Annotated in this window: 9 protein-coding genes; 3 read left to right on the forward strand and 6 right to left on the reverse strand. The window is 71.2% G+C overall.

Translation table 11 applies throughout. The features are described from left to right. Nucleotides 1-71 precede the first annotated feature (71 nt). Entirely contained in the window at nt 72-1,769 is a 1,698-nt protein-coding gene (pgm, locus tag ACPWUT_RS13265; RefSeq protein ID WP_425838414.1) for a phosphoglucomutase (alpha-D-glucose-1,6-bisphosphate-dependent), read from the forward strand. 171 nt (nt 1,770-1,940) lie between these two features. Here pgm and ACPWUT_RS13270 read toward each other — a convergent pair whose 3' ends face one another. The 5 genes from ACPWUT_RS13270 to ACPWUT_RS13290 form a co-directional block, all read right to left on the reverse strand. Continuing rightward, nucleotides 1,941-3,455 (reverse strand): alpha-N-arabinofuranosidase, encoded by a 1,515-nt coding sequence (locus tag ACPWUT_RS13270; protein WP_425838417.1) that lies wholly within the window; start codon nt 3,453-3,455, stop codon nt 1,941-1,943. Between the two features lies 1 nt (nt 3,456). Next, the gene (locus tag ACPWUT_RS13275; protein ID WP_425838420.1) at nt 3,457-5,232 is read right to left on the reverse strand and encodes a glycoside hydrolase family 35 protein; all 1,776 of its coding nucleotides are present in this window, start codon (nt 5,230-5,232) and stop codon (nt 3,457-3,459) included. Nucleotides 5,233-5,340: 108 nt separating this feature from the next. Next, nucleotides 5,341-6,690 (reverse strand): ABC transporter substrate-binding protein, encoded by a 1,350-nt coding sequence (locus ACPWUT_RS13280; RefSeq protein ID WP_284529125.1) that lies wholly within the window; start codon nt 6,688-6,690, stop codon nt 5,341-5,343. Nucleotides 6,691-6,757: 67 nt separating this feature from the next. After that, nucleotides 6,758-7,669, reverse strand: coding sequence for a carbohydrate ABC transporter permease (locus ACPWUT_RS13285; RefSeq protein ID WP_425838424.1), 912 nt, complete (start codon nt 7,667-7,669; stop codon nt 6,758-6,760). Further along, nucleotides 7,666-8,601, reverse strand: coding sequence for a carbohydrate ABC transporter permease (locus tag ACPWUT_RS13290; RefSeq protein ID WP_425838427.1), 936 nt, complete (start codon nt 8,599-8,601; stop codon nt 7,666-7,668). Before ACPWUT_RS13290 ends, ACPWUT_RS13285 begins: the two co-directional genes overlap by 4 nt. Nucleotides 8,602-8,733: 132 nt before the next feature. Here ACPWUT_RS13290 and ACPWUT_RS13295 point away from each other — a divergent pair, with 132 nt between their 5' ends. Next, entirely contained in the window at nt 8,734-9,810 is a 1,077-nt protein-coding gene (locus ACPWUT_RS13295; protein WP_425838430.1) for a LacI family DNA-binding transcriptional regulator, read from the forward strand. Beyond that, nucleotides 9,807-10,784 (forward strand): UDP-glucose 4-epimerase GalE, encoded by a 978-nt coding sequence (gene galE / locus ACPWUT_RS13300; protein ID WP_284529120.1) that lies wholly within the window; start codon nt 9,807-9,809, stop codon nt 10,782-10,784. The genes ACPWUT_RS13295 and galE overlap by 4 nt, the downstream gene beginning before the upstream one ends. Nucleotides 10,785-10,937: 153 nt before the next feature. Here the strand turns inward: galE and ACPWUT_RS13305 are convergent, their stop codons facing one another. Beyond that, nucleotides 10,938-11,909, reverse strand: coding sequence for a LacI family DNA-binding transcriptional regulator (locus tag ACPWUT_RS13305; RefSeq protein WP_284529178.1), 972 nt, complete (start codon nt 11,907-11,909; stop codon nt 10,938-10,940). Between the last annotated feature and the right edge of the window lie 116 nt (nt 11,910-12,025).

The following is a 12,025-nucleotide window of genomic DNA, read 5'->3' on the forward strand; positions in this document are numbered from 1 at the left end:
GACGCGCGCCGGACGCCACGGAGTCTGTCAAGACCGATGCATCCCCGTCGCCGGGAGGGCAGACTGGACCCATGAGCCGCGCAGGACAGCCCGCCGAAGCATCCGACCTCATCGACATCGACGATCTGATCGCCGCGTACTACGACCGAAAGCCGGATGCCGGGGTGCCCGAGCAGCGGGTCGCCTTCGGCACGAGCGGTCACCGCGGCTCGTCGCTGTCGACGAGCTTCAACGAGGACCACATCCTCGCCACCACGCAGGCGATCGTGGAGTACCGCGCCGCACAGGGCATCACCGGCCCTCTCTTCCTCGGACGCGACACCCACGGGCTCTCCCGCCCGGCCGAGCGCACCGCGATCGAGGTGCTCGTGGCGAACGGCGTCGACGTGCGCGTGGACTCCCGCGACTCGTGGGTGCCGACGCCGGCGCTCAGCCACGCCATCCTCACCTACAACCGCGCCCTCCGAGAGGCCCAGGGATCGGATGCGGCCCAGGGATCGGATGCGGCCCAGGGATCGGATGCGGCCCAGGCGGGCCTCGCGGACGGCATCGTGGTGACCCCGTCGCACAACCCGCCGCGCGACGGCGGCTTCAAGTACAACCCGCCGCACGGCGGTCCCGCCGACACCGATGCCACCGGCTGGATCGCCGACCGGGCCAACGCCCTCATCGCAGAGGGCCTGAGCGGCGTGCAGCGCGTGCGCTTCGCCGACATCGCCGCCGGCCACGTGGGCTCCTACGACTTCCGCGAGGGCTACGTCGGCGATCTCGCGAACATCATCGACGTCGAGGCGATCCGCCGCGCCGGGGTGCGCATCGGCGCCGATCCGCTGGGCGGCGCCTCGGTCGAGTACTGGGCCCTGATCGCCGAGCGCTACGGGCTCGACCTCACGGTCGTGAACCCCGAGGTCGATCCCACCTGGCGGTTCATGACGCTCGACTGGGACGAGAAGATCCGGATGGACCCCTCGTCGCCCTCGGCGATGGCGTCGCTGGTCGCGCGCCGTCACGAGTACGACATCCTCACCGGCAACGACGCGGACGCCGACCGGCACGGCATCGTGACGCCCGACGCGGGGCTCATGAACCCGAACCACTACCTCGCCGTCGCGATCGACTACCTCTACTCGCACCGCCCGGGGTGGCGCGCCGACGCCGCCGTCGGCAAGACGCTCGTGTCGTCGATGATCATCGACAAGGTCGTCGCCGCGCTCGGACGCCGGCTCGTCGAGGTGCCCGTCGGCTTCAAGTGGTTCGTGCCCGGCCTGCTCGACGGCTCGGTCGCCTTCGGGGGTGAGGAGTCGGCCGGCGCGTCGTTCCTGCGGACCGACGGGGAGGTGTGGACGACCGACAAGGACGGCATCCTGCTGTGCCTGCTGGCGTCGGAGATCCTCGCCGTCACCGGCAAGACCCCGTCGCAGCGGTACGCGGAGCTCGAGGCGGAGTACGGCGCCTCGGCGTATCAGCGCGTCGATGCACCCGCCACGCCCGCGCAGAAGGCGGCGCTCGGCAAGCTCGCCCCCCAGTCGGTGTCGGCGACGACGCTGGCCGGCGAGCCGATCACGGCAAAGCTGTCGCACGCACCCGGCAACGGCGCGGCGATCGGCGGCCTGAAGGTGCAGACCGAGCACGCGTGGTTCGCCGCCCGCCCGTCGGGCACCGAAGACGTCTACAAGCTCTACGCCGAGTCGCTGCGCGGCCCCGAGCACCTCGTCGAGGTGCAGGCCGAGGCGCGCGCCGTCGTCAGCGAAGCCCTCGGCGACGCCTGACCCCGGCCCCGGGCCCGGTCAGGGACGGCGGTCAGGGACGGTGGTGGTGGCAAAAGCAGGGCCATCCGGGGCTGGCCACGGCTGACCGCCGCTCGCGGGACGCTTCAGCCTGCTTTCGCCACGCCACGCCTACGCCACGCCACGCGGCCGGCACCCGAAGGTCCCGCCGGGTCAGCTCAGACGCACGGCGGCCCACGACACGGCGGGAAGCGGCAGCACGAGGACGCCGTCCTCGACCCTCACGCCGTCGAGCGCGCGGGGCGCGACGCGGCCCGGGTCGCCGAGGGTGTTGGCCGCGTCGGCGTCGTCGTCGTGCAGGAGATGGGCCTCGGTCACGGTGAGAGCACGCCCACCCACCGCAGCGGACAGATCGAGGCGCACCTCGGTGGCGTCGGTCGTCGAACGGTGGGCGACGAACACACTGATCCCGGCATCGTCGACGGTCGCGACGGCGTTGACGGTCGGCACCACGCCGAACCGCGTGCTCTCGAACGTGGCGGATTCGACCGCGATCCGCCGCACCTGCTCCCCCGCAAGGCGGGACGTCAGGGCGAACGGGAAGAACGTCGTCTGCCGCCAGGCGGGGCCGCCCGGCTCGGTCATGATCGGGCCGATGACGTTGACCAGCTGCGCCAGCGACGCCGACCTCACGCGGTCCGCGTGCTGCAGGAGCGTGATGAGGAGGTCGCCGACGACCACGGCGTCGCGCACGGTGTACACGTCCTCGAGCAGGCGCGGGGCGACCGGCCACTCGTCGCGCGGCTGCGAGCCCTCGATCGCGTTCCACCGCGACTGGTACCACACGTTCCACTCGTCGAACGAGATCATGATGCGCTTGTCGCTGGACCTCTCGGCCGCGACCTCGTCGGCGATGCGCACCACCTCCTCGATGAAGAGGTGCATGTCGACGGCCGAGGCCAGGAACTCCTGCGCATCGTCGCCGATCGGCTCGTAGTACGCATGGCAGGAGATGAAGTCCACGTCGTCGAACGTGTGGGCGAGCACCTCGCGCTCCCACGCGCCGAAGGTCGGCATGGTGCGCGACGACGAGCCGCACACGACCAGCTCGAGGTCCGGATCGAACCGGCGCATCGCCTTGGCGGTGCGGGCCGCGAGCTTGCCGTAGTCCGTGGCGCTCCGGGCGCCCACCTGCCACCAGCCGTCCATCTCGTTCCCGAGGCACCACATGCGCACCCCGAACGGCTCGGTGCGGCCGTTGGCCGCGCGGGCCCGGGTGTGCGCGGTGTCGACCTCGGCGTTCGCGTACTCGAGGAGGTCCAGCGCCTCCGCCGTGCCGCGCGTCCCGAGGTTCACGGCGAGCATGAGGTCGGAGCCGACCTTCTCCAGCCACGCGGCGAACTCGTGGAGTCCCACCTCGTTGGTCTCGGTCACGTGCCAGGCGAGGTCGAGCCGCCGCGGACGCTCCTCGCGCGGCCCGACGCCGTCCTCCCAGCGGTAGCCCGAGACGAAGTTGCCGCCCGGGTAGCGGATCGTCGAGACGCCGAGCTCCCGGACGAGCTCCACGACATCGGTGCGGAACCCGTCGGCATCGGCCGACGGGTGGCCGGGCTCGTGGATCCCGTCGTAGATGTGCCGGCCGAGGTGCTCGACGAAGCCGCCGAACAGGCGCCGGTCGAGCGTGATGCCGGGGCCTGCGTCGACGGTCCCGATCGCGGGGCTGGTCATGTCAGTGCTCCGTGTGTCCGAGGGCGAGGTCGTCGAGGAACCGGAGCGCGTCGATGTCGAGCGCTTCCAGTTCCAGCACCGTCAGCGTATTGGCCCCCGCGCGGGTGAGCGGAGCGGGGATGTACAGGGAGGCCTGGGGGCCCTTGCGCCAGTAGCGGCCGAGGCAGGTGTCGCCGATCCACACGAGTCCCTTGCCGAGCCCCGCGGTCGAGAGGGAGAGGTCGGCGGGCCCGTCGAGGGCGAACGTCGCCTGCCAGACCGTCGCGCCCACGCCCGGAGCGCCGAGGGCACCGTCGCCGCCCGCCGGTTCCGCGGCGGGGACCGCGTCGAGCGCGACGGCGGACACCTCCCAGGCGCTCAGCGGCGAGCCGTCGAGCGTCGCCGGTCCGATCAGGCCCTTCGGCTCCCCGATGCGGGGGCCGTAGTTCACGCGGCCCTCGTCCTCGACGAGGATCTCCAGCAGGCCCCGTCCGGAGGGGAGGGTCAGCGTGCGCTCGTGCGCTTCCCGTGCGAGGGAGCCTACGGGCGCCCCGTCGAGGAGGACCCACGCGCGGTCGCGCACCTCTCCGACCGAGAGGACCGCCGGGCCGGCGGCGCCGGCGAGCGCGGTCCGGTAGCGCGCGAAGCCGCGCCAGATGCCGACGGCGTCCATCGTGGGAAGCCCGTCGTGGGTCGTCCACACCGCCGGGGCGACCTCGGCGAGGGTGCCGATCGGACGCAGCGGCGCAGGCTCGGGCACGACGAGAGCGGTGCTCGCCGTGCGCTCCAGCGGCGGCACGGGCGCGTAGCGGGAGATGACCTCGCGGAAGGCCCAGAACTTCTCGGTCGGGCGCCCGGCCTCGTCCAGCGGGGCGTCGTAGTCGTAGCTCGTGACGGTCGGCTGGTAGACGCCCTTGTCGTTGGCGCCGTTGGTCAGCCCGAAGTTCGTGCCGCCGTGCAGCATGTAGATGTTCACCGATGCTCCCGCCGCGAGCAGCGCGTCGAGCTCGTGCGCGGAGGCCGCCGGGTCGGTCACGTGATGGTGGGCGCCCCAGTGGTCGAACCAGCCGCACCAGAACTCGCTGCACATGAGCGGACCGCTCGGCTGCTGCGCGCGCAGGGCCGCCAGGCGCTCCGGCACGCGTGAGCCGAACGAGCCGGTCGTGAGCAGCTCGGGGAGCGTGCCCGCCGCGAGCATGCCGGGGTGCGGCTGGTCGACGGTCGTGAGCGGCACCGTCACGCCGCACGCACGGTAGAGGTCGGTGAGCGCGCGCAGATAGTCGTGGTCGGCGCCGTAGGCCCCGTACTCGTTCTCCACCTGCATCAGGATCACCGGCCCTCCGCGATCGATCTGCAGCGGCACGACGATCTCCATCACGCGCCGGAGGTACTCCGACACCGCCGCCATGTACTGCGGCTCGAGGCTGCGGACGCCGACCGGTCGCGCCTCATCGGCGGCGCGGAACAGCCAGGCCGGCAGGCCGCCCCCATCGAACTCGGCGCAGATGTAGGGGCCGGGGCGGACGATCGCGTGCATCCCCTCCTCGTGGACCGTCTGCAGGAACCGCGCGAGGTCGAGGCGACCGGTCGTGTCCCACGTCCCCTCCTCGGGGGCGTGCTCGTTCCACGCGACGTAGGTCTCGATGGTGTTCAGACCCATCCGCCGCCCCCAGCGGATGCGGTCGCGCCACTGGTCCGGATGGATGCGGAAGTAGTGGAGGGCGCCGGAGATCACGCGATGGGGAGAGCCGTCGAGCAGGAAGTCGCGGTCGCCGATCTCGAAGATCGGTGCGGTCATGGGTACTCCAGAGAGGGGCCGGAGGCGGCGGCGAGGGAGGCGGGCAGAGGCGGGCGGCCGGATCCGGACGTGGATCCGGCCGCCCGTGGGACGTCCCGGGGGACGAGGTCACTCCGAGACGGTGAAGCCCTGCTCCGAGCCGTACGTCACGTTCTGCTGCTGCCATGCGGCGAGGCCGTCGGCGATGGACGTCTTGTTCAGGTAGGCCTGTCCGACGGTGTCGGCGTAGATGCTGTTGGCGTAGGACTGCCAGGGCAGGTACTGCCATCCGGTGCTGACCGAGTTGGCCGCCTCGACGAGCACCTCGTTGATCTTCTGACCGCCGAAGTAGTCCGACTCGTAGTTGAGGAAGTCGTCCGAGTTGAGGTCGGCGACCGTGGCCGGGAACCCGCCGCTCTCGAGGAACACGTCGATGGAGTCCTCGGACGAGTTGAGCCACTTGAGGAAGCCGGCCGCCAGTGCGGGGTTCTTCGACTGCTTGGTCACCGCCTCCGAGCTGCCGCCGTTCTCGGCCGTGACCGCCGCGCCGCCGTCGTAGGTCGGCATCGGCGCGACGCGCCAGTCGCCGGCGCCGTCGGCAGCGCCCGACTCGAACACGCCCGGCATCCACGCGCCGATCGGCAGCGTCGCGATCTTGCCGCTGGCCAGGCCCGCGAACCACTCGTCGGTCCAGCCGGAGATCTGGCTCATGAGGTCCTCCTGCACGAGGGTGTCCCACGTGCTCGCCCACTTCTGGGTGCCCTCGTCGGCGAGGTCGACGGTGATGTTCTCGCCGTCCGCCTGGAAGGGACGCCCGCCGGCCTGCCAGATCATCGACGTGCCGAAGCCGGCGTCGGTGCCGGAGTCGTTGGTGATGAAGTACTCGGGGTCGGCGGCCTGCAGGGCGCGGCCCGCCTCGATGTACTCGTCCCAGGTGGTGGGGACCTCGAGGCCGAACTCGTCGAAGACGCGCTTGTTGTAGAACAGCGCCATCGGGCCCGAGTCCTGCGGGAGGCCCCAGATGCCGCCCTGCTGGGCGACCGCGCCCCACGGGCCGGGGGTGTACAGGTCCTCGAGCTCGCCGAAGCCGTAGTCGGTGAGGTCCAGGAGCGAGTCGGAGAGGATGAACTGCGGCAGCGACTGGTATTCGACCTGCACGACGTCGGGGGCGCCCGACCCGGCGGCGATCGCGTTCTGGAGCTTGAGGTTGTTGTCGTTGGCGCTCGCGGTGTTGACCACGGTGACCTCGACGTTGGGATAGGCGTCCTGGAACGCCTCGACCTGGGCCTCGGCGGAGGGGGTCCACGTCCAGTAGGTGAGCTCCCCGCCCTCCTCGAGCGCCGCCTCGATGGCGTCGGCGCTGCCGGGCTCGGCGTCGTTGCCGGGGGTGGTGTCGCCGGCGCAGGCCGCGAGGCCCGCACCGATCAGGAGGGCGGCGGCGCCGGTGGCGATGCCGCGGACCAGAGTGCGCTTTCTCATTTGCTGTGTCCTTCCGCTTCTTCGGAGTCGGATCGTTGGGGAGGATGGTTCGACGGTCAGCAGTCCCCTACTGCTTGACGCTTCCCGCGCTGAGCCCCGACTGCCAGAACCGCTGCAGCAGGAGGAACGCGATCACGATCGGGACGATCGTGAGAAGTGCACCGGTGATCACCAGGTTGAAGATCGGGTCGGACCCGACGCCGGTCGCCTGCATGTTCCACTGCTGCAGACCGATGGTCAGCGGGAACAGGGCGGGGTCGTTGAGCATGATCAACGGCAGGAAGTAGTTGTTCCAGGTGGCCACGATCGCGAACATCGCGACGGTCACGATCCCGGGGGCCAGGAGCTTGATCGAGATGGTGAAGAACGTGCGCAGCTCGCCGGCGCCGTCCACGCGCGCCGCCTCGAGCAGCTCGGTGGGCACCGAGTCGACCGCGTACACCCAGATCAGGTAGAGGCCGAACGGCGAGATCAGCGACGGGATGATGATCGCCCACACGGTGTTCGTGAGGCCCATCTGGCTGAACATGAGGAATGTGGGCACCGCCAGCGCCGTTCCCGGCACGGCGATGGCACCGAGCACCACCGCGAAGATCGCGCGCTTGCCGGGGAAGGTGAACTTGGCCAGGCCGTAGCCGGCCAGGGTGGCGAGGATCGTCGCGCCGCCGGCGCCGGCGACGACGTAGAGCAGGGTGTTGCCGAGCCAGCGGACGAAGATGCCGTCGTTGTAGGTGAGCGTCTCCACGACGTTGTCGAAGAAGGCGAACGGACCCGAGAACCACAGCCCGAACGACGTGTAGAGCGATTCCTGCGTCTTCGTCGAGCTGATGACGAGCCACGCCAGCGGCAGGAACGAGTAGACGAGGAAGAGCGACATCGCGATCGTCAGGCCGACCGAGCGGCGGGGACGGTCGAGCAGCCCCGGGGAGCGGTCGAGGGCGCGCGCCCGGCGGCGCGAGACGGTGGTCGTGGCGGTCATCGCAGCTCCTGCCGGTTGCCGCGCAGCTGCACGACGTAGGCGATCACGGCCGTGACGACGCCCATGATGATCGCGACCGTGGCGGCGTAGTTGACCTGCTGTCCGAAGAAGCTGAGGTTGTAGGCGTACATGTTCGGGGTGAAGTAGGTGGTGATGAGGCTCGGCGCCAGGGGGCGCAGGATGTTCGGCTCGTTGAAGAGCTGGAAGCTGCCGATGATCGAGAAGATGGTGGCGATGACGATCGCGCCGCGCAGGGCCGGGAGCTTGATGCTCCAGACGATCCGGAACTGCCCGGCGCCGTCGAGGGCGGCGGCCTCGTAGATGTCGCCCGGGATGGCGCGCAGCGCCGAGTAGAAGATCAGCATGTTGTAGCCGACGAACTCCCAGGTGACGATGTTGCCGATCGCGACCAGGATCCACTGCTGGGTGAAGGGCGTGATGAGGTCGAAGCCGAGCAGGTTGTTGACGTTGCCCGCCAGCCCCATCCGCTCCGAGTACATGAAGCCCCACATGAGCACGGCGACGACGCCCGGCACCGCATAGGGCAGGAACAGGCCGATGCGGAACAGGGACGATCCCGCGAGGCGGCGGGAGTCGATGGCGAGGGCCGCGACGAGCGCCAGCGCCAGCATGATCGGCACCTGCACCGCGAGGAAGAGCGAGACCCGCAGCGCCCCCTCGATGAACTTCGGGTCGGTGAAGGCCTGCAGGTAGTTCTCCACGCCGACGAACGAGTTGCCGCCGACGAGCTTGTTGCGGAAGAGGCTGAGGTAGATCGAGTACGCCACGGGCGCGAGGAACGTGAGGGCGAACACGATCAGGAACGGGGCCACGAAGCCGAGGCCCGCCCATTGCCGCGTGGTGGTGCGACGTCCGCGGCGGCGGCCGGCGGCAGCCGTGTCTGCGGGAACCGCGGGAGCGATGGTCGACATCCTCGTCTCAGTCCTCTTCGTCGGGGGGTTCGGGCGCTGTCGATGTTTACGTCAACATCGTCGGGGCGAGAGTAGCATGTTCACGTCAACATCTGTCAACCCCGATTCGTCCGAAGGCCTAGAGTGAGGCTGATGTCCCTGGCCAACGAGCACCCCCGATCCGTCTCCCTGCGCGAAGTGGCGCAGCGTGCCGGTGTCTCCGGGCAGACGGTGTCGCGGGTCGCGAACAACGTGCCGAACGTGGCCGAGCCCACCCGCCGCAAGGTGCTGGCCGCCATGAGCGAGCTCGGCTACCGGCCGAACGTCGCCGCGCGCGCCCTGCGGCGCGGCTCGTTCGGCTCGATCGGCGTCGTGGTGTTCACGCTCGGCACCCTCGGGAACATCCGCACGATCTCGGGGATCGTCGCCGAAGCGGCCCGCCGCGACTACGCCGTGGAGCTGATCCAGGTGCAGCCGGCGACCGAGAACGACGCCACCGAGGGACAGGTGTCCTCCGCGCTGTCGCGACTCGGGCAGGACGCCGTCGACGGCATCATCGTCATCATCGAGTCCCACCTGATCTCCAAGTCGGCGCTCGAGTTCCCCGACGGCATCCCGAGCATCATCGTCGAAGCCGGCGCCCGTCCCGACCGGCCGTCGATCAACGGCGACCAGACCGCGGGGGCGCGCCTGGCCGTGCAGCATCTGCTCGACCTCGGGCATCCCACGGTGTGGCACGTCGCCGGACCAGCCGAGTCCAACTCCGCCCGCGAGCGCACCGAGACCTGGCGCGACACCCTCGTCGCCGCGGGGCGTCCCGTCCCCGAGCCGTTCCAGGGCGACTGGAGCGCGGAGGCGGGCTACCGCGCCGGGCTGCGGCTGGCCGAGATCCCCGAGGCGACCGCGGTGTTCGTCTCCAACGACCAGATGGCCCTGGGGCTCCTGCGCGCGCTCCACGAGCGCGGCATCCGCGTGCCCGAGGATGTCAGTGTCGTCGGGTTCGACGACATGGACGAGGCCGCGCACTTCTGGCCGCCCCTGACCACCGTGCACCAGTTCTTCGAGGATGCGGGATCCTTGGCCGTGTCGCTCATCATCGACGAGATCCAGGGCCGCGACCTCGAACCCGGGGAGCGCAAGGTCGGCATCGAGCTCGTCACCCGCCAGTCCAGCGGCCCCTACCGGGGACCGCACCCCCTACCCACCCCCATCCCGCAGGAGGATTCATGAGCTGGCTCGTCACCGGAGGCGCCGGGTACATCGGCGCCCACATCGTCCGCGCGCTCTCGGACGCCGGCATGTCGCCGGTCGTCCTCGACGACCTGTCGAGCGGGCACGCGGAGTTCGTCCCGGAGGGCGTGCCGTTCGTGCGGGGATCGATCCTCGATCACTCCCTCCTCGTCGAGACGCTCCGCAGTCACCGGGTCGCCGGGGTCATCCACGTGGCGGGCTACAAGTACGCGGGCGTCTCGGTGCAGCGCCCTCTCCACACCTACGAGCAGAACGTCGAAGGGACGCGGGTCGTCCTGGCCGCGATGGCCGAGACCGGCGTCTCCCACCTCGTGTTCTCGTCCAGCGCGGCCGTCTACGGCACCCCCGACGTCGAGCTCGTGACCGAGGACCTCCCCAAGCGGCCCGCCTCCCCCTACGGCGAGTCCAAGCTCATCGGCGAGTGGCTGCTGCGCGATCAGGCGGTCGCCACGGCGTCCTCCGACGCGCCGCTGCGGCACACGTCGCTGCGCTACTTCAACGTCGTGGGCTCCAGCGACCCGAGCGTCTACGACACGAGCCCGCACAACCTCTTCCCGCTGGTGTTCGAGGCCCTCATCGAAGGGCGCACGCCCAAGATCTTCGGCGACGACTACGACACCCCCGACGGCACCAACGTCCGCGACTACGTGCACGTCGGCGACATCGCGGCGGCGCACGTCGTCGCCGCGCAGCGCCTGCAGGCCGGCGAGCCGGTGGAGCCCGCGTACAACCTCGGCTCGCGCAACGGCCTGTCGGTGCGACAGATCATGGACGCCATGGCACGCGGCACCGGCATCGACTTCGAGCCCGAGATCGGCCCGCGCCGGCCCGGCGATCCCGACCGCATCGTCGCGACCGGCGACCTCGCCGCCCGCGACCTCGACTGGCAGAACCGCTACACGGTGGACGAGATGGTCCGCTCGGGCTGGGAGGCCCGCCGCGCCGCCGGCTGATCCCGCCTCACCCTGCTCGTCGCCGACCCCACCCTCTCGCCCCGACCCCACCCTCTCGTGCGCGCACGCACGCGGTGGGCTGGGCGGTACGGGGTGGGCTGGGCGCCGGTGGCGGGGCGGGGCGGCGGGGCTGGGCGGGGCGGGGCTGGGCGGCTACGCGGAGGCGCGGGGGACGAGCGTCGTCGGGACGACGGTGTGCGTCGCGGGGGTGTTCGCGATCGCGGCCACGAGCGCGCTGACGGCGGCCTCGCCGAGCGCGTCGAAGTCCTGGCGCACGGTGGTCAGCGGCGGGCGGAACTCCGCGGCGTCCGCCACGTCGTCGTAGCCGACGACCTGCACGTCGACGCCGACGACGCGGCCCGCCTCGGCGAGCGCCCGCAGCAGACCGAGGGCCATCTGATCGTTCGCCGCGAACACGGCGGTCACGCCGGGGCGCGCTGCCAGCTCGACACCGGCGGCGAAGCCGGAGGCGGCCGACCAGTCGCCCCGCACGAGCGGCGGCACCACCGCACCGGCGGCGACGAGCGTCTCGCGCCAGCCGCGCTCGCGCTCTCCCGCGGCGAACGAGGTCTCGGGCCCGGCCAGATGCCACACGGTGTCGTGCCCGCGAGCGAGCAGGTGCGAGGTCGCCGCGGCGGCGCCGCCGCGATGGTCGGACTGTACGGTCGCGAACGCGGGCGCGGCGGCCGGGGCGGGTCGCGGCGAGTCGACCGCGACGATCCGCAGGCCCTGCGGCAGGGCCGCCTCGCCGGCGATCGCGGTCGCCTCGTTCAGCACGATGGCGCCGTCGACACCCTGCTCCCGCAGCTGGGCGAAGGCGCCTGCCACGCCCTCCCGCCCGGCGAGGGTGACGACGGTGAGAGCGAATCCGCGACGGGCCGCGGACGAGGCGACGGCCTCGAGCATCCGCGAGTTGCCGACGGTGGCGAGGGTCGCCACGACGACCCCGATGGTGTGGAAGCGGCCGGTCCGCAGCGCCCGCGCCGTGCGGTTGAGCTGGTATCCGAGCTGAGCCATCGCATCCTCGACACGCGCCCGGGTGGCGGGATCGACGCGGGGGCTGTCGTTGACGACGCGCGACACCGTCTGCGCTGAGACGCCCGCGACCGCGGCGACGTCTCCCATCGAGACCCGACGTTCCATCGCCCCTCCCCTGCCTCGGCCGTGCCGGCACCTGTCGCCGCTCCGGATCGGCTCCCGACTCCGGAAGAACCGGCCGTGTTGACGATAACACGCCGAAC

It is taken from the genome of Microbacterium sp. PA5 (assembly GCF_049860775.1).
GTDB lineage: Bacteria > Actinomycetota > Actinomycetes > Actinomycetales > Microbacteriaceae > Microbacterium.